Annotated in this window: 24 protein-coding genes; 7 read left to right on the top strand and 17 right to left on the bottom strand. The window is 68.0% G+C overall.

Annotation, left to right across the window (positions count from 1 at the left end):
- Positions 1-67: 67 nt before the first annotated feature.
- The 11 genes from VI123_RS09880 to VI123_RS09930 all read right to left on the bottom strand — a co-directional run bounded on the left by VI123_RS09880 (position 68) and on the right by VI123_RS09930 (position 10098).
- Complete coding sequence (locus VI123_RS09880; protein WP_336337886.1) at positions 68-1846, bottom strand: Na(+)/H(+) antiporter subunit D; 1779 nt, start codon at positions 1844-1846, stop codon at positions 68-70.
- Positions 1846-3516, bottom strand: a complete 1671-nt coding sequence (locus VI123_RS09885) for a cation:proton antiporter (RefSeq protein WP_336337887.1) — start codon at positions 3514-3516, stop codon at positions 1846-1848. Before VI123_RS09885 ends, VI123_RS09880 begins: the two co-directional genes overlap by 1 nt.
- Positions 3513-5006 (bottom strand): monovalent cation/H+ antiporter subunit D family protein, encoded by a 1494-nt coding sequence (locus VI123_RS09890; RefSeq protein ID WP_336337888.1) that lies wholly within the window; start codon positions 5004-5006, stop codon positions 3513-3515. Before VI123_RS09890 ends, VI123_RS09885 begins: the two co-directional genes overlap by 4 nt.
- On the bottom strand, positions 4999-5355 hold the full coding sequence (locus VI123_RS09895) for a cation:proton antiporter subunit C (protein WP_336337889.1): 357 nt from the start codon (positions 5353-5355) through the stop codon (positions 4999-5001). Before VI123_RS09895 ends, VI123_RS09890 begins: the two co-directional genes overlap by 8 nt.
- Positions 5355-5834 (bottom strand): Na(+)/H(+) antiporter subunit B, encoded by a 480-nt coding sequence (locus VI123_RS09900; RefSeq protein ID WP_336337890.1) that lies wholly within the window; start codon positions 5832-5834, stop codon positions 5355-5357. The genes VI123_RS09895 and VI123_RS09900 overlap by 1 nt, the downstream gene beginning before the upstream one ends.
- A complete protein-coding gene (locus tag VI123_RS09905; RefSeq protein WP_336337891.1) occupies positions 5831-6376 on the bottom strand; it encodes a DUF4040 domain-containing protein in 546 nt (181 codons plus the stop codon). The genes VI123_RS09900 and VI123_RS09905 overlap by 4 nt, the downstream gene beginning before the upstream one ends.
- Positions 6373-6693: a monovalent cation/H(+) antiporter subunit G gene (gene mnhG / locus VI123_RS09910; protein ID WP_336337892.1), complete on the bottom strand. Its 321-nt coding sequence runs from the start codon at positions 6691-6693 to the stop codon at positions 6373-6375. The genes VI123_RS09905 and mnhG overlap by 4 nt, the downstream gene beginning before the upstream one ends.
- Complete coding sequence (locus tag VI123_RS09915) at positions 6690-6965, bottom strand: cation:proton antiporter (RefSeq protein ID WP_336337893.1); 276 nt, start codon at positions 6963-6965, stop codon at positions 6690-6692. The genes mnhG and VI123_RS09915 overlap by 4 nt, the downstream gene beginning before the upstream one ends.
- Positions 6958-7998 (bottom strand): monovalent cation/H+ antiporter subunit E, encoded by a 1041-nt coding sequence (locus VI123_RS09920; RefSeq protein WP_336338268.1) that lies wholly within the window; start codon positions 7996-7998, stop codon positions 6958-6960. Before VI123_RS09920 ends, VI123_RS09915 begins: the two co-directional genes overlap by 8 nt.
- A gap of 140 nt (positions 7999-8138) precedes the next feature.
- Positions 8139-9311: a bifunctional phosphopantothenoylcysteine decarboxylase/phosphopantothenate--cysteine ligase CoaBC gene (coaBC, locus tag VI123_RS09925; RefSeq protein ID WP_336337894.1), complete on the bottom strand. Its 1173-nt coding sequence runs from the start codon at positions 9309-9311 to the stop codon at positions 8139-8141.
- A 46-nt stretch (positions 9312-9357) separates the two neighbouring features.
- A complete protein-coding gene (locus VI123_RS09930; protein WP_336337895.1) occupies positions 9358-10098 on the bottom strand; it encodes an NAD(P)/FAD-dependent oxidoreductase in 741 nt (246 codons plus the stop codon).
- A gap of 155 nt (positions 10099-10253) precedes the next feature.
- On the opposite strand from VI123_RS09930, the gene pan1 reads away from it, so the two are divergent.
- The 5 genes from pan1 to VI123_RS09955 all read left to right on the top strand — a co-directional run bounded on the left by pan1 (position 10254) and on the right by VI123_RS09955 (position 15081).
- Positions 10254-11468 carry a proteasome-activating nucleotidase Pan1 gene (gene pan1, locus VI123_RS09935; protein ID WP_336337896.1) on the top strand — a complete coding sequence of 405 codons (1215 nt, stop codon included), beginning with the start codon at positions 10254-10256 and terminating at the stop codon, positions 11466-11468.
- A gap of 116 nt (positions 11469-11584) precedes the next feature.
- Positions 11585-12166, top strand: a complete 582-nt coding sequence (locus tag VI123_RS09940; RefSeq protein ID WP_336337897.1) for a DUF420 domain-containing protein — start codon at positions 11585-11587, stop codon at positions 12164-12166.
- Between the two features lie 65 nt (positions 12167-12231).
- Positions 12232-13455: an HD domain-containing protein gene (locus VI123_RS09945; RefSeq protein ID WP_336337898.1), complete on the top strand. Its 1224-nt coding sequence runs from the start codon at positions 12232-12234 to the stop codon at positions 13453-13455.
- A gap of 21 nt (positions 13456-13476) precedes the next feature.
- A complete protein-coding gene (locus VI123_RS09950; RefSeq protein WP_336337899.1) occupies positions 13477-14502 on the top strand; it encodes an amidohydrolase family protein in 1026 nt (341 codons plus the stop codon).
- A gap of 105 nt (positions 14503-14607) precedes the next feature.
- Entirely contained in the window at positions 14608-15081 is a 474-nt protein-coding gene (locus VI123_RS09955) for a universal stress protein (RefSeq protein ID WP_336337900.1), read from the top strand.
- Positions 15082-15091: 10 nt separating this feature from the next.
- On the opposite strand, the gene VI123_RS09960 is transcribed toward VI123_RS09955, so the two are convergent.
- The 4 genes from VI123_RS09960 to VI123_RS09975 form a co-directional block, all read right to left on the bottom strand.
- Positions 15092-16039 carry a biotin--[acetyl-CoA-carboxylase] ligase gene (locus VI123_RS09960; RefSeq protein WP_336337901.1) on the bottom strand — a complete coding sequence of 316 codons (948 nt, stop codon included), beginning with the start codon at positions 16037-16039 and terminating at the stop codon, positions 15092-15094.
- A gap of 71 nt (positions 16040-16110) precedes the next feature.
- Positions 16111-17955, bottom strand: a complete 1845-nt coding sequence (locus VI123_RS09965) for an acetyl/propionyl/methylcrotonyl-CoA carboxylase subunit alpha (RefSeq protein WP_336337902.1) — start codon at positions 17953-17955, stop codon at positions 16111-16113.
- Positions 17956-18095: 140 nt separating this feature from the next.
- Entirely contained in the window at positions 18096-18401 is a 306-nt protein-coding gene (locus VI123_RS09970; RefSeq protein WP_336337903.1) for an acc operon protein, read from the bottom strand.
- Between the two features lie 2 nt (positions 18402-18403).
- A complete protein-coding gene (locus VI123_RS09975) occupies positions 18404-19954 on the bottom strand; it encodes an acyl-CoA carboxylase subunit beta (RefSeq protein ID WP_336337904.1) in 1551 nt (516 codons plus the stop codon).
- A 141-nt stretch (positions 19955-20095) separates the two neighbouring features.
- On the opposite strand from VI123_RS09975, the gene VI123_RS09980 reads away from it, so the two are divergent.
- Positions 20096-20719: a uracil-DNA glycosylase family protein gene (locus VI123_RS09980; protein WP_336337905.1), complete on the top strand. Its 624-nt coding sequence runs from the start codon at positions 20096-20098 to the stop codon at positions 20717-20719.
- A gap of 27 nt (positions 20720-20746) precedes the next feature.
- Here VI123_RS09980 and VI123_RS09985 read toward each other — a convergent pair whose 3' ends face one another.
- Positions 20747-21532 carry a helix-turn-helix transcriptional regulator gene (locus tag VI123_RS09985; RefSeq protein ID WP_336337906.1) on the bottom strand — a complete coding sequence of 262 codons (786 nt, stop codon included), beginning with the start codon at positions 21530-21532 and terminating at the stop codon, positions 20747-20749.
- 224 nt (positions 21533-21756) lie between these two features.
- On the opposite strand from VI123_RS09985, the gene VI123_RS09990 reads away from it, so the two are divergent.
- The gene (locus VI123_RS09990; protein WP_336337907.1) at positions 21757-22737 is read left to right on the top strand and encodes a DMT family transporter; all 981 of its coding nucleotides are present in this window, start codon (positions 21757-21759) and stop codon (positions 22735-22737) included.
- A gap of 21 nt (positions 22738-22758) precedes the next feature.
- Here the strand turns inward: VI123_RS09990 and VI123_RS09995 are convergent, their stop codons facing one another.
- Positions 22759-24096, bottom strand: a complete 1338-nt coding sequence (locus tag VI123_RS09995; protein WP_336337908.1) for a sodium-dependent transporter — start codon at positions 24094-24096, stop codon at positions 22759-22761.
- Between the last annotated feature and the right edge of the window lie 88 nt (positions 24097-24184).

A 24184-nucleotide genomic window follows, 5' to 3' on the forward strand; every position in this document is an offset into this window, starting at 1 on the left:
TCCCAGGACTTCTCAACCCCGCTGCGGGTGGTCGGCCCCGTCATTATCATAGACGATGTATTAGGAATCAGGAGAGGGCCAGCAGGGCCACCGTGACGAAAACGGCGAGGATGAGGATGCTGAGGCCGATGCCGGCCCGCATCGGGTGTACGAGGTCGTCGCCGTGCCGTCGTTCAATCACGTCGTTCGGAGCCGTCACCGTCCGCGTGACGACAGCCGTGGCCCCGACCACTGCGCGGTCCACCGCGGCGTACAGTTCGGTCACGCCGACGACGAGGGCGCGCGAGCCGTAGAAGACGGCGGGGTTGTACAGTCGGTCGATGTCTGGAACGCGGCCGAGTTTCGAGAGCGGCTTCTTCGTCGCCGCGAATCCGATGAGGCCGAGTACGGCGAGGACGACGCCCTCGACGATGTGGGCGACGGTGTACGTCTCGTAGACGTGGTCGACGACGGCCTCGCTCGTCACGTCGAAGGGAAGGAGGGCGAACAGGGACGCGTCCGACACCCCGTAGAAGATACAGAGCGCAGCCACGGTCACCATTGCGACGCTCTGCAGTCGGTTCGCGTCCGGGACGCTCCCCTCGTACTCCCCGTGGAAGAACGCGTAGTAGCCGAACTTGATGAACGACATGAACGTGCCGACGCCGCCAAGCAGCAGCATCCACTCGAGCGTGTAGAACTCTCCGAGTGGGAGCGGTCCCTTTCCGAAGGTGTAGTGGCTCCCAGAGATGATTATCCCCTTACTAACGAACCCGTTGAAGCCGGGGAACCCGGCGATAGACAGCGCAGCGACGGAGAACGCACCCGCGGTGACGGGCATCTCCCGCCAGAGGCCACCGAGTTTCTTCAGGCTCTCCGTGCCGGTCCGGTAGACGACGACGCCGGCGGTCATGAACAGCAGGCCCTTGTAGAGGATGTGGTTGAACACGTGGGCGAACGCGCCGGCCTGGGCCAGTGAGGTCCCGATGCCGACGCCGGCGACCATGTACCCGACCTGGGACTGGATGTGATAGGAGAGGAGTCGCCGCATGTCGTTCTGGAACAGCGCGAACAGCGCCCCGAAGATAGCCATCCCGCCGCCCATGTACGCGATGGCCTCGTGGCCGTTGGGGAACGCCCGGTACATCCCGTAGACGCCGGTCTTGGTGGTGAACACGCAGAGGAAGACGCTGGCGGCGATGTGCGGGCGCGGGTAGGTGTCGGGCAGCCACGCGTGCAGGCCGATGAAGCCGACGTTGACGCCGATACCGATGGCCGCTAGGGCGGCGGCCAGCCCGGACGTGATGCCGGCCGTCTCCGGCCCGCCCGGCACCGACGAGAACAGGAACGTCCCGACCTCGACGTAGTGTCGGAGGATGGCGGCCATCAGCAGCGTGCCGCCTAGGCCGTGCAACAACGCGTACCGGAACCCGGCCCGGACCGCCTTGCCGCCGTAGTGCCACACCAGCAAGGTGCTGGTGACGGCCATCAGCTCCCAGAAGAAGAGGAGCGTCAGCCAGTCGCCGGCGAAGACGGCTCCGAAGCTCGTCGCCACGTACGAGAGGGCGTAGCCGGTCTGTGTCGTGTCGGCCTCGCTGGCGTAGGAGTAGAGAACGGCGACGGCGGCGATGAGCCCGAAGATGATTCCCATCAGCCGCGAGAACGGGTCGACGTTCAGCAACACGGCGTCGAACCCGAGGAACTGGGTCTGTAGATGCGCGCCCTCGGGCACCGCGAGCGCCCACGGCACCGCCAGCGCGGGCACGAGCGCCCCGACCGCGTGCCCGGCACGCCGCGGGAGCCGCGAGACCGCGACTGCCAGCGCGAGCAGAACGACGACCGGCGGCACCGTCGTCAGCGCCGACATCAGGCGGTCACCCCCGGGAGGTTACCGACGATGGTGTCGACGATTCGCAGGAACACGGCCGTGTACGGCATCGTCCCGAGCAGGAGCGACAGCGTGGCCGCGGTCAGTATCGGCCCGAGCATGAACCACGTGCTCTCGCCGCCGCGCCAGCCGCGGTCGTCCCAGCCGCCCTCGGGCGGGCCACCGTGGTGTTCGTGCTCCTCGCGGTGTTTGCCGAGGTGGTCGACGTGCTGGGGGTCCGGAACGTCGCCCTCGACGGCGTGGTCGTCCGCGTCCCCGCCGTCGGCTCGCACCTCGCTCCGGCCGCCGAACGGCCCTTCCAGCAGGGGTTTCTCGTCGTGGCCCTCCGGCGACTCGAAGTACGCCTGGTAGACGATGGGCCAGAAGTACGCGATGTTGAGCACGCCCGAGACCAGGAGTGCGGCGGCGAACACGAGGCCGCCGTCGAGGCTCAGCGCCCCGATGACCAGGTACCACTTGCTGACGAAGCCGGCGACCAGCGGGATACCCGCCATCCCCGCGGCGGCGACGGCGAAGGCGGCCATCGTCAGTGGCATCCGTTTCCCGATGCCGGCCATGTCGCTGATGTCGTCGGTGTGGGTCTCGACGTGAATCGCGCCGGCACAGAAGAACAGGGTGAGTTTCATGAACGCGTGAGCGGGGATGTGGAGCAGGCCGCCGGTCAGCGCCTGCCCGTGGAGCAGTCCCAGCCCGAGTACGATGTAGGACAGCTGGCTAATCGTCGAGTACGCCAGCCGCCGCTTGAGGTTGTCCTGTCTGAGCGCGATGACGCTCGCGGTCAGCAGGGTGAACGCGGCAATCGCGGCGAGCGGGAGGCCGACGCCGAGTTGCTCCATCGTCCCGGTCCCGTACACGTCCAGCACCACGCGGGCGATGCCGAACACGCCGCTCTTAACGACGGCGACGGCGTGAAGCAGGCCCGACACCGGCGTCGGCGCGACCATCGCGTCCGGGAGCCAGGAGTGCATCGGCATCAGCGCGGCCTTGACGCCGAAGCCGGCCGCCAGCAGCGCGAACGCGGCTCTCGCCAGCGTCGGGTCGGCGGTCGCGAGGCCTTCGAGTCCGCCCGGCGTGAACGCGGTCGTTCCCGCGAGGACGAACACCAGCACCGTCCCGCCCAGCACGGCGACGCCGCCGCCGAAGGTGTACGCGAGGTACTTCCGGCCGGCGGCGCGGGCCTCGTCGGTCTCGTCGTGGGTGACGAGCGGGTACGTCGACACCGTCAGCAGTTCGTAGCAGACGAACAGCGTCAGCAGGTTCGACGCGAACGCGACGCCGACCGCCGACGCGAGGCTGGCGGCGAAGGCGGCGAAGTAGCGCGTCTGGGCGTGTTCGTCCAGCCCGCGCATGTAGCCGATGCTGTAGAAGCTCGTCACTATCCACAGCAGGCTCGCAAGCAGGCCAAAGAGGAGCCCCAGCGGGTCGACGCGGAACGCGAGTTCGATGCCGGTGGCGAACTGTCCGACGACGAACCCGTACTCCGTCCCGCCGAGGACGCCGGGGACCATGCTCGCGATGATACCGAACTTCGCGAACGCGACGGTCAGGGTCACCCCCTCTCGCAGATTCGGCCGGCCCTTGAGCGAGAGAATCACGGGGATAGCCGCCGCCGAAACCAGGATTGCCAGGATGGGTCGTAACTCAGTCATTGGTTTAGAAGGGGTGGAAGCGTCTCTTCGAGCACTCTCTGCAACTCCGGTACGGCTGCGGTCAGTGCGACCGCGAGGGCGGCCGCGACGACGATGACGGCGACCATCCCGAACGAGACTGCCTGTCCGCTCCCGTCCGCGACGGTCGTCTCGTCGGCCTCCGCGTGGATGGTCGGCTCGGCGAAGTAGAGCCGCTCGACGAGGCGGGCGAAGTACGCCAGCGTCAGCAGCGTACTCGCGAGCAACACGACCACGACGGGCCAGTTCTCGGCGTTGACCGCGCCGAGGACGATGTACCACTTGCCGACGAAGCCGACCGCCGGCGGGACGCCGACCATCGCCAGCGAGAGGACGGCAAAGGAGAAGGCGGGGAGCGGGACGCGGCTCGCCATCCCGGCGTAGCCGTTGACGGTCGTCGCACCCGTCTTCCGCTCGATTACCCCCGTCGCGGCGAACAGCCCGCCCTTCATCACCGCGTGGCCGAGCAGGTGAACCGTCGCGCCGACGACGGCCAGCGGGGTCGCGATGGCGAACCCGGCGACGACGAGGCCGAACTGCGACACCGAGGAGTACGCGAGCATCCGCTGGACGCTGTCCTGCGAGACGGCGAGCGCGCTCCCGGCGACGATGCTCACACAGGCCAGGCCGACCAGTGCCCACCGGGCGACGGGCACGGCCGTCAGGAACTCGACGGTGAACACGGAAAACAGCAGGCGGGCCAGCGCGTACGCCGAGACCGTCGAGACGAGCGCCGAGATGAACGCGCTCACCGTGTCCGGGGCGTTCGCGTAGGCGTCGGGCTGCCAGGTGTGGAGCGGGAACAGGGCGACTTTCACCGTCAGCCCGCCGACCATCAGCCCGAAGGCGGTCAGCACGAGCGTCGAGTCGTAGGCCGCCATCTCACCGAGTTTCGTCGCCAGGTCGGCCATGTTGAGCGTCCCCGTCGCCGCCAGCAGGTAGCCGACGCCGAGCAGGTACAGCGAGGCCCCCACGGTCCCGATGATGAGGTACTTCAGCGCCGCGACGGCGGCGCTGGCGTCGCGCCCGCTCGCCACGAGGCCGTAGGCCGCAAGCCCCGTGATTTCGAGGAACACGTAGAGGTTGAACACGTCGCCGGTGACGGTCATGCCCGTCAGCCCGGCGACCAGCAGCAGGAACAGGCCGTAGAAGGTGTTCGAGTGCGGGCCGGCCTGCCGGGCGTACGCGAGCACGCCCAGGGACACGACGGCCACGAGCACGGCGACGGCCCCCGAGAGCCCGTCGACCACGAGTTCGATGCCGTACGGGGCGGCGAAGCCGCCGACCGCGTAGGAGACGGTCCCGCTCGTGCTGACGGTCCAGGCGAGCAGTCCGGCCAGGCCGACCTGACCGACGAGCGTCAGCGTCGCGACGGGCCAGCCGGCCCGGTCGCTCACGAGGCTGGCGACCAGCGGCACCGCGCCGCCGACTATCGGCAGGACCACCAGCAACACAGGGAGTTGTTCAATCATAGTAGAGCTGTTTGAGTTTGTCTTCGTCCAGCGTCCCGTACTCAGTGTAGATGCGGATGATGAGCGCCAGCGCCACCGCGGTCAGGCTCACCCCGACGACGATAGCGGTCAGGATGAGGACGTGCGGCAGCGGGCTGACGTAGGGGCCGCCCCCGTCCTCGATTATTGGCGGGTTCCCGCCCGCCCGGAACGCGAGCGTGATGAAAAACAGGAAGATGCCCGTCTGGAAGATGTTCATCCCGATGACCTTCTTCACGAGGTTCCGGGACTCGATGAGCATGTAGAGGCCGATACCCAGCAGGAGCATCACCGCGAAGTAGTTGTAGTGCGTATCCAGCAGTTCAAGCATTAGCTCTCACCCTCCGGGGAGTCGACGGCGTGGCCGAACCCGGCCGCGAGCAGGAAAAAGAGGCCGATGGCGACGCTGGCGACGATGCCACCGATGCCCAGCTCGACGAGTTCGATGCCGTAGGCGGTCGCGTGCGAGAGGAACTGTTCGTACAGGTGATACTCCAGGAAGTTCCCGCCCAGGAGCATCGTACCCAGGCCGATAGCGGCGAACAGGAGCACGCCGCCGGAGGCGAGCGCGGCGACGACGCGGACGTCGAGCCACTCGCGGGCCGCGTCGATGCCGTAGGCGAACGCGAGCATCATCACGACCGACCCGGCGATGACCCCGCCCTGGAAGCCGCCGCCGGGGGAGTTCGCCCCGTGGAACATCACGAACAGGGCGAACGTGAGTACGAACGGCGAGACGACTCGGACCGTCGTCATGATGATGGTGCTCTCGACGTACAGTCCGGTCCGCTCCCGCTCGTCGCTGCTCATGCGAACACCTCCTGTCTGAGGACGGTCAGCGCCGCCACGCCGGCCGAGAAGACCACCACCGCTTCGCCCAGCGTGTCGAACCCGCGGTAGGCCGCGAGCACGGCCGTCACCGCGTTGTGGACCTCCGTGTCCGCGTACGCGTTCTCGATGTAGTACTGCGTCACCTCGCCGCTGACGACGGGGTTCGCCGCCCCGTCGGCCCCGATGGCGGGCAGCGACGGGACCGTCGCGAGCATGACGACGACGAACGCGCCGACGAGGACGACGGTCCGGACGTGTATCGACTCGAACAGGCCGTCCTCCTGTGGCCGCACGGTGTTTGCCAGCGCCAGGATGAACAGAATCGTCATGATGCCGGCACCGACGGCCGCCTCCGTCAGCCCGACGTCGGGCGCTTCGAGCATCACCCAGATGATAGAGACGCCGAGGCTGTAGGCGGCAAACGCCATCAGCGACGCCAGCACGTCCCGGAGGACGGCCGCGCCGAGCGCACAGCCCAGCACGAACACCAGCAGCGCCGCCTCGATGAGCGAGAGCGTCACGGCTCGCCCTCCTTGTCATCGGCAGTCCACGGCTCGATGCCCTGGTCCTGTGCCGCCCGGGCGATGGCGTGGGCGGCGGTCGGGTTCGTCAGGAACATGAACACCAGCAGGAAGACGGCCTTGACCGTCGCCAGGTCCGTCTGAATCGCGAACGCGGCGGCGGCGATAGTGAGGACGGCTCCCAGCGTGTCGCTTTTCGACGCCGCGTGCGTGCGGGTGTACACGTCCGGCAGCCTGACGATGCCGATGGAGGCGACGCCGCCGAAGAACGCCCCGACCAGCGCGAGCGCGACGATGGCCCACTCCGTCGGGGTCATAGCACACCTCCGTGCTCGACGTTGAACTTCGAGAACGCTATCGACAGCAGGAAGTTCAGCAGGGCGTACACGAGGGCGATATCCAGGAACAGCGGCTTATCGAGCGCGCCGGAGACGAGCGCGATGGCGATGACGGTGTTGGTCCCCATCACGTTGACCGCGATGACCCGGTCGTGGTCCGTCGGACCGGCGAACACGCGGTACAGCGCCACGACGGCGAAGACGACGAACGCGCCGGCGATACCCAGCAGCGCCGTCTCGAACTCAATCATCGTCGCCCACCTCCGGGTCGGCGATGTCGCTCTCTATGGGCTCGTCGTTCCCCTGTCCGCGCTCGCGGGGCGATGGAATCGCCGCCGCCTCCCGGCCGTAGAAGACGAACCGGACGGCCCGTTCGAGGCCGCCCTCGAACAGGTCCTCGCGCGCACTGCCGGTCAGCGAGTGGATGTCGAACGCCTGTTCGGAGACGTTGACGGTGAGCGTCCCGGGCGTCAGCGTGATGCTGTTTGCCAGCGTCGTCACCGGGGCGTCGCCCCAGATGGCCGCCTCCAGTTCGACCATCTCCGGGTCGATTGGCAGCGACGGGTGCAAGACGACGTAGGCGATGCCGAGGTTCGCCACGGCGATTTCCTTCAGGAGGTACGGGACGAAAATCGCCATTCGGGCGAGCTGTCCGGGAATCCGCGTCAGCGACGGCTGGCGGCTGAACGCGATGGGGGCGAGCAACGCGGTGACGATGGTCGCCGTTATCGCGCCCGTGAGGAAGTCCAGCGGCTTGTACGTGCTCAAAAGCAGGTAAAACAAGTAGGAGGAGCCGAAGACGGTGAGGTACTTCGGGAGCGTCGCGGCGCGAGCGAGCGCGGTCGACCGCGCCGGCCGCTCGACGGGCGCGGTTTCGACTTCGACGTCGCCCCGGACGAGTTCGACTTCGAGCGGCCGGAGCATCGGCGTCGTCCCGCCGGGGTTGAACTCCGGGTCGAGGACGACCCGTTCGATGCTGTGGTCGTCAGCGTAGGCCAGGATGGCGTCGGCGTAGTCACCGGGGCTGAACAGGTAGCGGTCGGCGCCGATGACGCCCAGTTCCACGTCGAGGTTCGACGGCGGGTCGTCGCCCAGGTCCTCGTCGAGCCAGACCTCGATTCGGTCGAGCAGGTCCTTGGCCTGGCCGAGTTCCGTCTGGGCGTCGGGGTCGATGGCGCGCGTGCTTGCGACGGCGACGAGGTGCAGCGACACCCGCTGCTGTCCCTCTCTGGCCGCTGATTCGGCCTGTTCGACGGCGTAGGCGACGGTGTTACGGACCGTCACCGAATCGGCTACTGGCACGAGCAGGCGACGGGGTGGTGGTGCAGTCACAGTCTCTGTTTAAAAACTCCGAATAGGCAGTTCGTCGGGCAGTACTGTCGTTATCGGACCGGAGCAACGGAACACGCAAAACTATTTCGTAATCAGTTACCGGCGCGACTGGACAGATGGGCACCGAGTTCGTCGGCGACACGGCCGCCGAGCCCCTGTTTGTCCCCGACGTACTCCGCCGCCGTCCCGTCGTCGACGAGCAGCGCCCGCGTCTCCTCGGCACCCATCACGCTCGCGTCGTTTGCGACCACGAAGGCCAGCCCGGCCCGTTCGCGTATCTCACGGGCGCGCTCGACCAGCGTCTCGTCGTCGCCCGCGGTCTCGACCTTGAAGCCGACGATGGGGAGGTCCGGGTGGTCAGACCGAACGGTGTCGATGAGCTTCGGTGTCGGTTCGAGCGTCAGCGTCAGCTCCGCCTGCCCGCTCTTGATTTTCTCGGGGGCCTGCTCGACGGTGTAATCCGAAATCGCCGCCGCCGAGACCAGCGCGTCGGCCGCGTCGGCGACCCGACGGGTAGCTGCCGTCATCTCCGCGGCCGACTCGACCTGCTCGACGGTCGCGTAGGGAACGTCGGGGCCGTCGTGGACGAGCGTCACGTCGGCCCCGCGGGCGTAGCAGGCCCGCGCGACGGCCCGCCCGGTCCGCCCCGAGGACCGGTTCGAGAGCGTCCGCACGGGGTCGACCGACTCCGTGGTCGCCCCCGCAGTCACGATGACGTGCTCGCCTGCAAGCGGTCGGTCGCCCGCGGCCCGGGCGGTCGCCGTGACGATGGCCTCCTCGGTGGCGATTTTGGCCTTCCCCTCCTCGATTCGCGGGTCGACGAACTCGACGCCCCAAGACTCGACGCGGTCGATCGCCGACAGCACGCCGGGGTGGTCGTACATCGGCTCGTGCATCGCTGGCGCGACCACGACCGGCACGTCCGCGCCGAGGGCGGTCGTCGCACACGTCGTCACGGGCGTGTCGTCGATTGCCGCGGCGACCTTCCCGACGGTGTTTGCCGTCGCCGGCGCGAGCACGAACACGTCACCCCAGCCCGACCGCCCACAGAGCTCGACGTGCTCGACGCTCCCCGTAATCTCGGTGATCACGTCGTCGTCCGTCGCAAACGAGAGCGCCCACGGATGGATGATACCCGTCGCGCTGTCGGTCATCACCGCCCGGACGGACGCCCCCTGTCGTCGGAGTTCGTGTGCGAGCTCCACCGTCTTGACGGCCGCGATGGACCCCGACACCCCCAGAACGACGTTGACTCCGGTCAGCATACCCGCCGGTTCGCGGTGCGTGGGTAAAAGCCCCTGTCTCTCGGCTTCAGTCCGACTTCTGATCGACGCTCGGGTGCATCGTCGGCTCACCGGGCATCGGCTCCTCGAAGTACCGCCGCATGACCTCAAGTGACTCCTGTTCGCGTTTCTTGCGTTCTACCTCGTCGATTTCCTCACAGCCCGGCGGGACCGGCCGGCCGCGGTCGGTGAAGTACCCCTCCGGCGCGGTCCAGTCGTGATAGAAGTCGGCGTCCGAATCCTCGAGCAACGTGAGCCCGACCTGTGCGCCGTGGCCCGCGGCGACGATTGTCTGGTGGTGTTGCTCTGCCAGCCGGCCGGCCGCGTACAGTCCCTCCACGTCGGTCCGGCCCTGTTCGTCGGTCGAGATGAACTGCTTCGACCCCCGGTCGACGAGCGAGATGTCCAGCCCGTCGAGATACGACGGGTCCGACCAGGAGGCGGCGATGAGGTACGTCGCGTCGAAGGCCTCGCCGTCGGTACAGGTCACCTCGAAGCCGTCCTCGGTCCGCTCGACCGTCTCGGCCTCGCCGTCGATGAACCAGGCACCGGCCCGCCGCGCCTGCGCACGCATCAGTTCGAGCAGGAGCCGGGGGTTGATTCCAGCCGGGAACCCGGGGTAGTTCTCCAGGTGAGCGTTGCGGTTCAGTATCGACTCGCCGGTCGAGACGATTCGGGTCGACAGGTCGGCGCGGGCGGTGTAAATCGCCGCCGAGAGCCCGGCGACGCCGCCGCCCACGATGATGACTTCCTCGCGGTCGGTTGGCATGGGCGGGTGTTCCCGGCGGGGGCCAAGAAACGTGCCGGTTCGGGATTCGCCGACGGGGAGCGGCCAGTAACGCCTCCCTCAGGGCTCACGCCGGGCGATACACGTTCTGGGACTACCCGAAGCCTCATAACGGTACACCTACTAAAGGTGTCGTAATGACCGACACCGTCGACGAGGTCGACATGCCGTACGACGATGACGCGTCTCAACAACAGAAAATCGAGGCGCTGCAGGAGCGGCTGGAGGTGCTCGAAGCCCAGAACGAGGAGATGCGCGACAAACTGCTGGACGCGAACGCGGAGAACAACAAGTACCAGCAGAAGCTCGAACGGCTCACCCACGAGAACAAGAAGCTCAAGCAGTCGCCGCTGTTCGTCGCCACAGTGCAGGAACTGTCCAGCGACGGCGTGATTATCAAACAGCACGGCAACAACCAGGAGGCCCTGACGGAGGTCACCGACGAGATGCGCGAGGACCTGGAACCCGACGACCGCGTCGCCGTCAACAACTCCCTGTCTATCGTCAAGCAACTGGACGACGAAACTGACGTGCGCGCCCGCGTGATGCAGGTCGACCAGTCGCCGGACGTCACCTTCGCCGACATCGGCGGCATCGAGGAGCAGATGGAAGAGGTCCGCGAGACCGTCGAGATGCCCCTGAAGAGCCCCGAGATGTTCGAGGACGTGGGCATCGACCCGCCGAGCGGCGTCCTGCTGCACGGCCCGCCCGGCACCGGGAAGACGATGCTGGCGAAAGCGGTCGCCAACGAGACCGACGCGACGTTCATCAAGATGGCCGGCTCCGAGCTGGTCCACAAGTTCATCGGCGAGGGCGCGAAGCTCGTCCGGGACCTGTTCGAACTGGCCCGTCAGGAGGAGCCCGCCGTCGTCTTCATCGACGAAATCGACGCCATCGCAGCGAAGCGAACGGAGTCGAAGACCTCCGGCGACGCCGAGGTCCAGCGGACGATGATGCAACTGCTCTCGGAGATGGACGGCTTCGACGACCGCGGCGACATCCGCATCATCGCGGCGACGAACCGCTTCGACATGCTCGACCGGGCCATCCTCCGCCCCGGCCGCTTCGACCGCCTCATTGAGGTCCCCAACCCCGACCTGGAGGGGCGCAAGCAGATATTCCAGATTCACACCCGCAGCATGAACGTCTCCGACGACGTGGACTTCGAGGCGCTGGCCGAGGAGATAACGGACGCCTCCGGTGCCGACGTGAAGGCCATCTGTACGGAGGCCGGGATGTTCGCCATCCGCGACGACCGGACCGAGGTCACGATGGCGGACTTCCACAACGCCTGGGAGAAGATTCAGCAGGAAGAGACCGACGACGAGGACGTCTCCCGGACCTTCGCCTGATTTCGGCGACCTGATTCTCCGTTGCGTACTGAGCCAGCGGCCGCTCCGGCTCGCAATCCGCCGCCGTTCTCGCCCGTTTCAGAACACAGTTACCACTCCGGGCCTGAACTGCTTGCATGGCCGTCGCAGACACTCTCCAGTCGCGTGCCCGCGCTCGCCCGCGGCTCGTCACCGCTGTCGTCTCGGTCGTTGGCTACGCGCTCGTGTTCGGCGCGTTCGGCGGCGTGTTGCCCCTGCCCGAGTTCTCACGGGACGTCGTCATCCTGCTCGGCGACGCAATCGCCGTCGTCAACAGCGTCGCCCTGCTGGCAATCGTCGCCGGCGTCTACTTCATCAAGAACGACCAGGTCCAGAAACACCGCGCGGCGATGCTGACCGCGTTTACCCTCATCATGGTGTTCCTGACGCTGTACATCCTCAAGGTCGGCGGCGGCTTCGAGAAGGAAATCGTCGCCGAGGGCGTCGTCTGGACGGCGTACATCGTGATGCTGGCTATCCACATCCTGCTGTCTGCGGTGTCCGTGCCCGTCGTCGTCCACGCGGTCGTCCTCGGGCTGACCCACTCCCCGGCGGAACTCAGGGAGACGGTGCATGCCCGCGTCGGTCGCATCGCCGTCTCCGCCTGGGGACTGAGCCTGTTCCTCGGGCTCGTGACCTACGTGATGCTGAACCACATCTACGGCTGGGTGCCCCGGTAGGCGACTGCGCGTTCGCCGCGGACGGTGGCGAACGATTTTGCCGGCCGCCGCCGTAGGCCCGGGCAATGACCACAATCAAGGACAGCGTCCACGACCACATCGAGGTCCAGGGCGTCGCGGCGGCGTTGCTCGACACGCCGCCGGTCCAGCGGCTCAGACACATCTCACAGCTCGGCACCGTGACGCTCGTCTACCCCTCGGCGAACCACACCCGGTTCGAGCACTCGCTTGGCGTCTACCACCTCGCCGACCGGGCGCTCTCTCATCTCGGCATCGAGGGCCAGCAGGCCGAACGGGTCCGTGCCGCGGCCCTGCTCCACGACGTGGGGCACTCGCCGTACAGCCACAACGTCGAGGCGCTCATCCACCGCCGAACGGGGAAGTACCACGACGACGTGGACGAACTGCTCGGCGACGGCCCGGTCGCGCGGGTGCTGTCCGAGCACGGTCTCAACCCCGACCGCGTGGCCGGCCTGGTCGCCGGGGAGGGCGAACTGGGCCAACTGGTCTCCGGCGAACTGGACGTCGACCGGATGGACTACCTGGTCCGCGACGCCCACCACACGGGCGTTCCATACGGGACCATCGACCACGAGCGCCTGGTCCGGGAACTGAGCTTCGTCGACGGTGAACTCGTCCTCGACGAGGGGAACGTCCAGACGGCCGAGTCGCTCCTGCTCGCGCGGGCGCTGATGAACCCGACGGTCTACCAGCACCACGTCGCCCGCATCGCCAAGTCGATGCTGCGCCGCGGGACCGAGGAACTGCTCGCCGCGACCGACACGACCGCCGAGACGCTGCGCCGGTGGGACGACAGCGACCTGCTCGTGGCGCTGCGACAGTGCGAGGCGACGGCGGCCTACGCCCGGCGGCTGAGCCAGCGGGACCTGTACAAACGCGCCGTCTGGGCGGAATGGGGGGCCGTCCCCGACGAGGTGCTGTCGGCCGACCACGAGGCGGTCGGCGCGATGGAACGGGCCATCGCCGACGCGGCGAACGTCGACAGCGACGCCGTCATCCTCGACGTGCCGCCCGAGCCGTCGATGACCGAGTCGAGCAGCCGCGTCCTCGTCAACGGCGAGGTCCGGCGGCTCGGCGAGCAGTCGACACTGGTCAACGCCATCCGCGCCGCCCAGCGCGACCAGTGGCGGCTCGGCGTCTACGCGCCGGACGGCGAGAGCGAGCGGGTCGGCGCGGCGGCCATCCGCGAACTGGGGCTGGACCTCGACGGGGCCAGAGTCCGGGACGTGCGGCCCGGCCTCCACGCGACCCTCGATGAGTTTAACTGAGAGACCCGGCGAACAGAGAGTATGATTCTCGAAGGGACGATTCTGACGGGGCGGTCGTTCGAGGCCGTCGAGGGCCGCGTCGTCGTCGAGGACGGGGAGATAGCCGCCATCGAGGAGACCGCGGTCGACAGCGACGACATCGTGGTGCCGTCGTTCGTCAACGCCCACACCCACATCGGCGACTCGATTGCGAAAGAGGCCGGCGAGGGGCTCTCGCTTACGGAACTGGTCGCGCCGCCGGACGGCCTGAAACACCGGCTGCTCCGGGAGGCCGACCGGGACGAACTGGTGGCCGCGATGGCGCGGTCGCTGTCGTTCATGGAGCGGTCCGGGACCGGCGCGTTCGTCGAGTTCCGCGAGGGCGGCGTCGCGGGTGTCGAGGCGATTCGAGACGCGCTGTCGGACTCGCTGCTGGAGAGCGTGATTCTCGGGCGCGAGACGACCGACGCGATGGAACTGGCCGACGGGTTCGGCGCGAGCGGGGCCAACGACAGCGAGTTCGGGGCGGAGCGCCGCGCTACCAGCGAGGCCGGGAAGCTGTTCGGCATCCACGCCGGCGAGGTCGACAGCTCCGACATCAACCCCGCGCTCGACCTGGAGCCGGACTTCCTCGTCCACATGGTCCACGCCGAGCCGCTGCACCTCCAGCGGGTCGCCGACAGCGAAATCCCGGTCGTCGTCTGCCCGCGGTCGAACATCGTCACCGACGTGGGCCGCCCGCCGGTCGAGGAACTGGCCGAGCGGACGACGGTCGCGCTCGGGACGGACAACGTCATGCTCAACAGCCCCTCGATGTTCCGCGAGATGGAGTTCACCGCGAAGCTGTACGACCTCTCGGCCCGCGAAGTGCTGCGGATGGCGACGGTCAACGGGGCCGAAATCGCGGGCCTCGGCGGTGGACTCGTCGAGCCCGGCTACCCGGCACGCCTCCTCGTGCTCGACGGCGACTCCGACAACCTCTCCGGAGCGCGAAACCCCGTGCGGGCCGTCGTCCGCCGGGCGGGTACGGCCGACGTCCGGCGGGTCGTCCACCCCGGGGCGAAGTAGCCCCCGCGCGAGTCGGTCCCGGGCGACGCTTCCCGCGCACGACACGTCAGTGGTGTATGCTATCTTTTACCAAACTATATCACGTCAGACAGTCAATACTACGGCATGTACGACAAGATACTGGTGCCGACGGACGGATCGCCGGGGACACGAGACGTGCTCACACACGCCGAGGCGCTCGCGGCGACACACGGCAGCGAGGTGCACGCGCTGTACGTCGTCGATACCGGCCGGTTCTCGACGCTCCCGAACGAACCGACGTGGGAGCGCGTCACCGACTCGCTCCACCGCGAGGGCGAGCGGGCGCTGGACACGGTCGAGCGACTCGTCGCCGATACCGTGTCCGTCGTGCGAGCCACGGCCGAGGGGCATCCGAGCCGGGAAATCGTCGACTACGCGAACCAGCACGGCTGTGACCTCGTCGTGATGGGGACCCACGGGCGCGGCGGCATCGACCGCTTGCTGCTGGGGAGCGTCGCCGAGCGAGTCGTCCGGTCGGCGAGCGTCCCGGTCGTCACCGTCCCGGTGGAGACAACCCGGCCCGATGTGGCAGATGAGCGCCCCGCCGTCCCGCAGTAACTCGCGCCCGTCACTCCGTGACCGGGCGAAGATGCTCGCAATCGCCCGCCGAAACGACCTCCCTGCCGGCGTCCGTCTTGACGACGAGCGCACCCGGGAACTGGATGTCGACGGCCTCGCCCTCGATGGTTCCGCCGGGCGTCTCGACCCGGACCCGTTTCCCCAGGGTCGTCGCGTACTCGCGCCACGCCTCGACGACGCTCTCGGGGTTCCGTCGCAGCGCGTGGAACTCCTCCAGCAGCCGCTGGGTGAACAGTCGTCGGTCAACCGGGTCGCCCCGCTCCGCGAGCAGGCTCGTCGGGTTCGCCGCCGCGGGCAAGTCCGCCGGGTCGACGTTCGCGTTGACGCCGATGCCGACGACGACCCACGAGACGCGGTCGGCCTCGCCCTCCATCTCGGTGAGGATGCCGACCAGCTTCCGCTCCGCGTCGCCGCGCCGGACGAGCACGTCGTTGGGCCACTTGATGCTCGCCTCGACGCCGGCCTCGCGTGCCGCTCGGGTCACCGCGACGGCGGCCGCGAGGGTGAACACCGGCGCGTGGGCCATCGGAACGTCGGGCCGGAACAGCACTGAGAGCCAGACCCCGCCGCTGGGTGAGTGCCACTCGCGGTCGAGCCGTCCCCGGCCGCCGGTCTGCTCGTCGGCCAGGACCACCACCTCCGACGCGCCGTCACCGGCCAAGTCACGTGCCCGCGCGTTCGTGCTCGGGATGCTGTCGTGGTACTCGACGGCAAACGGTGCGTCCAGGCCGTACTCGACCGCGCTCCCCCCGAACTCCGGCACCGAATCGAGGACGTAGCCGCCGTCGCCGCTCCCGATTTCGAACCCCTCCTCGCGGAGGGCTTCGACGTGCTTCCAGACCGCGGAACGGGAGATGTCCAGTTCGTCGGCGAGGGCCGGCCCCGAGACGGGACCGTCGGCGAGCGCGTCGAGCACCCGGTGGCGCGTCTCGTTCATACGCACGGCTTCGACCGGCCGGAATAAAAGGCGTCTGCAGACGGCGAGACGGCGCGGTGCTCCCCGCTAGCTCACCCAATCACGAAGAGCAGGTCGCCCATGTCGACGGACTCGCCCTCGCTGACGGCCACGTCGTTGATTGTGCCGCCGCGCTCGGCGACGATGTCGTTCTCCATCTTCATGGCTTCGAGCACGCAGAGGACGTCGCCGGCCTCCACCTCGTCGCCCTCCTCGACGTTGACCTCCAGAATCGTCCCCTGCATCTCCGCGGCGACCTCTTGGCCCTCGGCAGTGGAGGCACTGCCACCCCCGCCGTCGGAACTGCTGCCGCCCCGTGGCCGCTGTGGCTGATTGCCGCCGTCGGCGTCCACGTCGCCGACGTTGATTGGCGGTGCGCCGCGCTCTTCGAGGTCGACCTGGAAGCGCTTGCCGTTGACCTCGACGGTGAACTCACGCTCGACGACCTCCTCCTCTTCCTCGCCGTCGGACTCGGTGACGGTACCCCACTGCTCCTGGGCCGCCTCGATGCGCGAGCGGTCGAGGTGCTCGTCGAGGTACTTCGTGGTGTGCGTGCCGCCGACGAACCGCTCGTCGGTGAGCATCAGGCGGTGGAACGGGATGACGGTCGGTATCCCCTCGATGTCGAAGTCCTTGAGCGCCCGCTTCCCGCGCTCGATACACTCCGCGCGGTCCCCGCCGTAGGTGATGAGCTTCGCTATCATCGAGTCGTAGTCGGTGACGAGGTCGTCGCCCTGCCGGAGCGCGTCGTCCAGGCGGACGCCGATGCCGCCCGGCGGGTCGTAGGTGTCGAGGCTGCCGCCCGTCGCGGGGGCGAAGTCGTCGGCGGCGTTCTCGGCGTTGATGCGGAACTCCATCGCGTGGCCTTCTATCTCCACGTCGTCCTGTTCGAAGGTTATCTCCTCGTCCATCGCCACCCGCAGTTGCCACTTGACGATGTCGATGTCGGTTATCTCCTCGGTGACGCAGTGCTCGACCTGGATGCGGGTGTTCACTTCGAGGAAGTAGAAGTTCGCGTCCTCGCCGAGCAGTTCGCCGGGCTCGCGGTCGGGGTCTTCCTCGACGAGGAACTCGACGGTCCCGGCGTTGTAGTAGTCAGATTCGCGGACGCCCCGGCGGGCGGCGTTGCCGATTTTCTCCCGGAGGCCGTCGTTCAGGGCCGGCGACGGCCCCTCCTCGATGACCTTCTGGTGGCGGCGCTGCAGCGAGCAGTCGCGTTCGCCCAGGTGCCGGACGTTGCCGTGGTGGTCGGCGATAATCTGGACCTCGATGTGGCGTGGGTTCTCCAGGTAGCGTTCGAGATAGACAGAGTCGTTCGAGAAGTACGCCTCCCCCTCCCGCTTGGCGCTTTCGAGTTGCTCTTCGGCCTCCTCCGGGTCGTGGACGATTTTCATCCCGCGGCCCCCGCCGCCCCCTTCGGCCTTGATGGCGACCGGGAAGCCGTTTGCCTCGCCGAACTCGACGACCTCCTCGGGGTCCTCGACGGGGTCGGTCGTGCCCGGCACGATTGGCACGTCGGCCGACTGCATGATTTTGCGGGCCTTCGTCTTCTCGCCCAGGGCCTCCATCGACTCGCTCTCGGGGCCGACCCAGGAGATGCCCTCCGCGTCCTGGACGCGTTCGGCGAAGTCGGCGTTCTCCGCGAGGAAGCCGTACCCCGGGTGGATGGCGTCGGCGTCGGCCTGCGTGGCCGCGTCGATAATCGCTTCCTGGTCGAGATAGGAGTCGGCGGCGCGGGCCGGGCCGACGTTGTACGCCTCGTCCGCGTACCGGACGTGTCCGGCGTGCTTGTCGGCGTCAGAGTAGACGGCCACTGTGCCGATGCCCAACTCCTCGCACGCGCGCATCACGCGCACCGCTATCTCCCCACGATTAGCGACGAGCACCTTGTCGAACATACGCCCTCATACTGAGAGTCGGCCCATAAAACTATGCGCAGATAGCGGCCAATCTTACACATATTATCATGTTAGTATGGAACACACCGGGAAATCCAGCCACGGCGTCGCCGAGAGACTCGCGGGAGACCTGTCCGCGGTCAGAACCGTTCGGCGCGGCCGGCGGCGCTCCAAGGGTCGGTCGGCGCGTCCGAGCGGACCCGGACGGACCGTCTCTGCGTGGCTTCCACGCGCCCGGAGAACGACCACTGCCTGCCGTTCCACGAGTCCCCGTCGTCCGCCGCCGCGGCCGCCGCGGCCGCTGCCGCCGCGCGCTGGCGGTCGGTGAGATGGGCCCCGACGGCGACGGCGATGGCGGCCGCCTCGTCGGCCGAGGCGTCGTCGAGCTGCGTTGCGATTTCCGCGACCAGTTCGGCGTCGACCGTGGTGTCCGTGTCGGCCGCCATAGTCACAGTGGGATGTTGCCGTGCTTGCGGTCGGGCTGGTCCTTGCGCTTGCCCCGCAGGAGGTCCAGGTCGTCGATGAGCCGCGGTCTGGTCTCCTGGGGTTCGATGACGTCGTCGACGAAGCCGCGCTCGGCGGCCGTGTAGGGGTTGGCGAAGGCGTCGCGGTACTCGTCGATGAGCTGCTGGCGGCGGGCCTCCACGTCGTCGGCGTCTTCCAGTTCGTCGTCGTAGAGGACGTTCACCGCGCCCTGTGGCCCCATCACGGCGATTTCGGCGGTCGGCCAGGCGTAGTTCATGTCCGCGCCGATGTGCTTCGATGCCATCACGTCGTAGGCCCCGCCGTAGGCCTTCCGCGTGATGACGGTCACCAGCGGCACCGTCGCCTCGGAGTAGGCGTACAGGAGCTTCGCGCCGTGGTTGATGATGGCGTTTCGCTCCTGGTCCTTGCCGGGCATGAAGCCGGGCACGTCCACGAACGTCAGGATGGGGATGTTGAACGCGTCACAGAAGCGGACGAAGCGCGCGCCCTTCCGCGAGGCGTCGATGTCGAGCGTCCCGGCGTTGACCCGCGGCTGGTTGCCGACGACGCCGACGCTGTGGCCGTCCATGCGGGCGAACCCGATGACGATGTTGCGCGCGAAGTCCTCGGCGACCTCGAAGAAGGAGTCCTCGTCGACGATGCGCCCGACGACGTCCGTCATGTCGTAGGGTTTCTGTGGCGCGTCCGGCACCGCGGTCTTCAGCGCCTCGTCCCGGCGCTCGGGGTCGTCCCAGGGCTCGACGCGGGGCGGGTCCTCGACGTTGTTCTGTGGCAGGAAGGACAGCAGGTAGCGGATGTCGTCCATCGCGTCTTTCTCGTCCGCGGCCGTGAAGTGGGCCACCCCGGACTCGGAGGCGTGGGTCTTCGCGCCGCCGAGTTCGTCGAAGCCGACCTCTTCGCCGGTCACCGTCTCGATGACATCCGGCCCGGTGATGAACATGTGGCTGGTCTCCTCGACCATGTAGACGAAGTCCGTGATGGAGGGCGAGTACACCGCGCCGCCGGCACACGGCCCCATGATGGCCGAAATCTGGGGAACGACGCCGCTGGCCTGCTGGTTTCGGTGGAAGATGTCGGCGTAGCCGGCGAGCGAGTCGATACCCTCCTGGATGCGCGCGCCGGCGGAGTCGTTCAGCCCGATGATTGGTGCGCCGGTCTCGATGGCCTTGTCCATCACCTTACAGACCTTCTGGGCGAAGGCCTCGCCCAGCGAGCCCCCGAAGACGGTGAAGTCGTGGGCGAAGACGTACACCTGCCGGCCGTCGACTTTCCCGTAGCCGACGACGACGCCGTCGCCGGGTACCTTCTTCTCGGCCATGTCGAAGTTCGTCGAGCGGTGCTCGCGCAGCGAGTCGATTTCGACGAAGGTGTCGTCGTCGAGAAAGTAGTCGATGCGTTCGCGGGCGGTGAGCTTCCCGCGGTCGTGCTGGGCCTGGATGCGTTCCTCGCCGCCGCCCCGCTGGGCCTCGGCCTTTCGTTCTCGAAGGTCCTCGACACGGTCGTCGTGGCTCACGCCACATCACTTCTCCCGGACCGGAACATATCCGACTCCTTGCGGGCATCCGAGAAAAGCGTTGTCAAACTTAACCATTATTTCCCGTATTTGGTGGCCGAAACCGGCGGAGTTTTGACCGGCGGCCTGCTGCTATCGCGCGTGAAGAACGTCACGGCCCGCCAGCACAACCCCTTCGGCTTCGACGCCCCGTGTGAGCCGTTCGTGCCGGGGTACGGCGACGCCAACGCCCACTTCCACGTCATCGGCGACCACCCCGGCGTCCACGGCGGCGCGGCCTCGGGCATCCCGTTTACCGACAGCGTGGCGGGCGAGCGCCTCCAGCGTGCGCTCGTCGCCGCCGGGCTCCTGACCGACGCCGGCACCCCGCCGACCGTCGACAAGACGTACCTGTCGTACCTGTACATGTGCGGCGGCGACCCACCGACGGACGCGGACTACGAGGCCCAGGAACCGCTGTTCGACACGGAACTCCGGGCCATCACCGCGCACGTGCTCCTGCCCGTCGGCGAACGCGCCACGCGCCACGTGTTCGCGAACACGACGGCCGAGTCGACCGAGTCGGTGGACATGGACGCGCTGCACGCCACCGAGGTGCCCGGCAGCGGCTGGCTCGTCTACCCTATCAAGGAGCCGGCGGAATGGAGCAACGACGACGAGGCCGCCCTCGTCGACGCGCTGACGGCGCTGCTTGCGACTGACTACCGCCGGGAGGCGGACCTCGGGCGGTTCCTGCCCGGCGACGACCCGTATCTCGTCCGGTAGTAGCGCCGGTCGCTCTCCCGGTACGCGTCACAGCGCCCCCGACAGCGGTTCGGCCGATTCCCAGTAGGTGTCGAACGTCTCGACCGCCCACTCGCGGACGGCCGGCGCGGTCGTATCCAGGGACGCCCGCAGGACGCCGCTGTCGTCCCGCAACAGCATGTGGACCACGTCGTCGGCGACCATCACGGCGAGCGGCACGCCGTCGCTCCGCACCCGGACTGACGCAGCCGGTTCGGCGAGCAGCGACTCCAGTTGCGCCCGGAGCCGGTCGTCGGCCGTCAGGGCGTCTATCGCGCCGGGGGAGAACACGCCCGAGAACTGCTGGTCGCCGGCGCTGACCCGCTCCTGGACGACCCGAATCGTCTGGTCGTTGAACGCGTGCGAGAACGTCCGGACCGTCTCGGCGTCCCGGAGCAGGTCCAGCAAGCGCTGGAGCGGCGCGTTCGGGCGCGTCTGGCTCGGGACGGTTATCGTGGCGTCGGCTAGGTGCCGCAGGTCGAAGTCCATCGCGTCGGTGGGAAGGTACTCCACGATGTCGCGCAGCCCCCGCTCGGTTTCGAGGCTGTCGAGCAGGTCGGTAAACCCGTCGGCGACGATGCGCCCCGTCGCCGTGGCGACGTACTCCCCGGCCGTTCGCCGAATCCAGGACCGCTCCTCGAAGTCGGCGATGATGCGGCCGAGCGTCGCCTGGGACGCGCCGGTCTCGGCCGCGAGTTCGCCGCGCGTGTGGGGCCCTGACGCCAGGAGCCGCAACACCTCGACTCGGTTCGAGGAGAGTGCGAGGAACTCTATCTCTTCGAGCGCCGATTCCATACCGCCGCGTTAGGCGGTCCGTGCTAAAGCGCTTTCGCAGCGTGAAAAAGTTTCACACCGTGAAGGTCCACCACGGCTGTTCGGTCGTTTCGCGTCATGTAAGAATTTCTAAACGGACCTATAACCGTCGGTGCCGTACCGTAGAGTACGATGATTCGGGTCTCTCCGTCTGTTCTCTCCCTCGGCTGTGCAGTCGTTTCAGAAATCACTCACGAGGTGGCGCGATGATTTCGCGCCGCACGCTCGCGTTCGGGGCGGTCGCCAGCGTCCTGTTCGGCGGCACGTTCGTCGGCGCGAAGGCCGGGCTCTCTTATCTCCCGCCGCTCCTGTTCGTCGCCCTGCGGTTCGACATCGCCGCCGTCGCCCTGCTCGGCTACGTCGCCGTGACGCGCTCGCGGGCCGACCTGCTCCCGCGGACCCGCGGCGACGTGCTGGCGATTCTCTCGACGGGGCTGTTCGCGCTCGGCCTGGCGAACGCGCTGATATTCGTTGGCCAGCAGTCGGCCACCAGCGCCGTCGCGGCCATCGTCTTCAGCCTCAATCCCATCCTGACGCCGGTGTTTGCCGCCATCTTGCTCTCCGACGAGCGGCTCTCGGCCCGCGGCGGCCTCGGGATGGTCGTCGGCCTGCTCGGCGTCGGCCTGGTCGTCAGCCCCGACCCGGCGATGCTCCTGAGCGGGGGCATCGGCAAGCTCGTTCTGTTCGCCGGCGCGACCAGCGCCGCGCTGGGCAGCGTCCTCATCCGGTGGTCCGACGGCGGCCTGTCGAGCACGGTCCGGACCGCGTGGGCGCTCCCCGTCGCCGCCGCGCTCTGTCACGCGCTGAGCGTCGGGACGGGCGAATCGGTCGCCGCGGCGGTCTGGTCCCCGACGGCGATAGCGGCCCTGCTGTACGTCGGCATCTTCGCCGGAGCCATCGCCTACATCGCCTACTTCGGCCTGCTCGACACGACGGGCGCGATTCGCGCGAACCTCGTCTTCTACGTGGTCCCCGTCGTGTCGACGCTCGGGGGCTGGGCCCTGCTCGGCGAGGCCATCACCCCGACGGCGGTCGCAGGCTTTCTGACCATCTTCGCGGGGTTCGCGGTGCTGGGCACCGAGTCGGTCGACCTCCGCGGACTGCTCTCGGACCGCACCGAGGACGCCGACGCCGTGGCCGACAGTCTCGGCTTCGCAGACGAACCGCGCGGGTTCGAGTCCGACTGAGCTGGAACCGGACGCGGAGCGCTACACCGGCGGGACGATTGCGGGGTCTTCAGCGAGGAACAGCGTCTCCAGTCCGAGCGCCAGCGTCAGGACGACGCCGAGGATGACCACCGTTCGGACCATCCAGAGCCAGGCCGGGCCGAAAGTACCGAGCCCGCCCGTCCCCTGTCGGAGTTCCTCGACGGCCTCCGCGGACAGGACCCAGCCGACGAACACCAGAATCAGCAGTACCGAGAGCGGCAGGAACAGTTTGTACGCGAGCGTGTCGAACCAGCCGAACCACGACAGGCTCCAGGCCGACGGGAGGCCGAGCACGAACAGGGCGACCCCGACCGCCGCCGACAGCGACACCCGCGAGTACGCGGTGTTGTCGACGCCGTAGGAGACCACCACTTCGAGCAGGCTGATGGCCGAGGACACGGCTGCGATGAGGACGACGCCGAAGAACAGCACGCCGAGGAGTCGCCCCGCCGGGAGCTGGGGGAACGCCGACGCCATGGCGACGAATATCGCCGACGGGCCGCTGGTGTCCGGGCTGACACCGATAGCGAACAGAATCGGGAACACGACCAGCCCCGCCAGCACGCCGATGAGCGTGTTCGTCACGACGATGATGCCGCCGTCGGTCGGCAGGCTCTCGTCGTCACCGATGTACGAGGAGTAGGTTATCATGGCCGCCATCCCCAGCGAGAGGGTGAAAAACGCCTGCCCGACGGCGAACGGAATCAGGTCGCCGGCGTTGGCCGCAAGCGTCGAGAAGTCCGGCGTGAGGAAGTAGCTGTAGCCGGCCCCCGCCCCGTCGAGCGTGGTGACCCAGGCCGCCATCCCGAGCATGAGGACGACGATGCTGGGGACCATCACCTTCGTCGCCTTCTCGATGCCGTCCTCGATGCCCAGCGCGACGATGCCGACACAGACCAGCAGGAACAGCGCCTGGCCGGCGACGGCCTCCGGCCCGGTGGAGATGGCTCCGAAGTACTCCGCGGGGCTGCCGAAGTACGCGCCCGTCGCGCTGCCGAGGATGTACCGCATGACCCACCCTCCGACGACGTTGTAATAGGAGAGAATCCAGAAGCCGGTGACGACACCGAGGCCGCCGACGACCCGCCACTGCCTGTGTCCGAGTTCGGTGAACGCGTCGACGGCGTTGCGGTTCGTCCGCCGGCCGATGATGAACTCCGCCAGCATCGCCGGGAAGCCGATGAGCAACACGGCGGCGAGATAGAACACGAGGAACACCGCGCCGCCGTTCGTCGCGGTCTTGAACGGGAACTGCCAGATGTTCCCGAGACCGACTGCGCTACCGATGGCTGCGAGAATGAACCCCAGCCGCGAGGCCCACGTCTCTCTGTCACTCATTGTGACGCCGCGTATTCTTCTGCCGAATAAAATTGCCCTGATTCCCGGCTGCGGTACCAGCCGGTGGTACCGGGGACGTCACCGCTCC

This window comes from Haloarcula sp. DT43 (assembly GCF_037078405.1).
GTDB classification, from domain to species: Archaea; Halobacteriota; Halobacteria; order Halobacteriales; family Haloarculaceae; genus Haloarcula; species Haloarcula brevis.

Bases quoted from the DNA above. Each gene is read 5' to 3' on its own strand.
- VI123_RS09880 (WP_336337886.1), bottom strand. From the start codon at position 1,846: ATGTCGGCGCTGACGACGGTGCCGCCGGTCGTCGTTCTGCTCGCGCTG.
- VI123_RS09885 (WP_336337887.1), bottom strand. From the start codon at position 3,516: ATGACTGAGTTACGACCCATCCTGGCAATCCTGGTTTCGGCGGCGGCT.
- VI123_RS09890 (WP_336337888.1), bottom strand. From the start codon at position 5,006: ATGATTGAACAACTCCCTGTGTTGCTGGTGGTCCTGCCGATAGTCGGC.
- VI123_RS09895 (WP_336337889.1), bottom strand. From the start codon at position 5,355: ATGCTTGAACTGCTGGATACGCACTACAACTACTTCGCGGTGATGCTC.
- VI123_RS09900 (WP_336337890.1), bottom strand. From the start codon at position 5,834: ATGAGCAGCGACGAGCGGGAGCGGACCGGACTGTACGTCGAGAGCACC.
- mnhG (WP_336337892.1), bottom strand. From the start codon at position 6,693: ATGACCCCGACGGAGTGGGCCATCGTCGCGCTCGCGCTGGTCGGGGCG.
- VI123_RS09915 (WP_336337893.1), bottom strand. From the start codon at position 6,965: ATGATTGAGTTCGAGACGGCGCTGCTGGGTATCGCCGGCGCGTTCGTC.
- coaBC (WP_336337894.1), bottom strand. From the start codon at position 9,311: ATGCTGACCGGAGTCAACGTCGTTCTGGGGGTGTCGGGGTCCATCGCG.
- VI123_RS09930 (WP_336337895.1), bottom strand. From the start codon at position 10,098: ATGCCAACCGACCGCGAGGAAGTCATCATCGTGGGCGGCGGCGTCGCC.
- pan1 (WP_336337896.1), top strand. From the start codon at position 10,254: ATGACCGACACCGTCGACGAGGTCGACATGCCGTACGACGATGACGCG.
- VI123_RS09940 (WP_336337897.1), top strand. From the start codon at position 11,585: ATGGCCGTCGCAGACACTCTCCAGTCGCGTGCCCGCGCTCGCCCGCGG.
- VI123_RS09945 (WP_336337898.1), top strand. From the start codon at position 12,232: ATGACCACAATCAAGGACAGCGTCCACGACCACATCGAGGTCCAGGGC.
- VI123_RS09950 (WP_336337899.1), top strand. From the start codon at position 13,477: ATGATTCTCGAAGGGACGATTCTGACGGGGCGGTCGTTCGAGGCCGTC.
- VI123_RS09955 (WP_336337900.1), top strand. From the start codon at position 14,608: ATGTACGACAAGATACTGGTGCCGACGGACGGATCGCCGGGGACACGA.
- VI123_RS09960 (WP_336337901.1), bottom strand. From the start codon at position 16,039: ATGAACGAGACGCGCCACCGGGTGCTCGACGCGCTCGCCGACGGTCCC.
- VI123_RS09965 (WP_336337902.1), bottom strand. From the start codon at position 17,955: ATGTTCGACAAGGTGCTCGTCGCTAATCGTGGGGAGATAGCGGTGCGC.
- VI123_RS09970 (WP_336337903.1), bottom strand. From the start codon at position 18,401: ATGGCGGCCGACACGGACACCACGGTCGACGCCGAACTGGTCGCGGAA.
- VI123_RS09985 (WP_336337906.1), bottom strand. From the start codon at position 21,532: ATGGAATCGGCGCTCGAAGAGATAGAGTTCCTCGCACTCTCCTCGAAC.
- VI123_RS09990 (WP_336337907.1), top strand. From the start codon at position 21,757: ATGATTTCGCGCCGCACGCTCGCGTTCGGGGCGGTCGCCAGCGTCCTG.
- VI123_RS09995 (WP_336337908.1), bottom strand. From the start codon at position 24,096: ATGAGTGACAGAGAGACGTGGGCCTCGCGGCTGGGGTTCATTCTCGCA.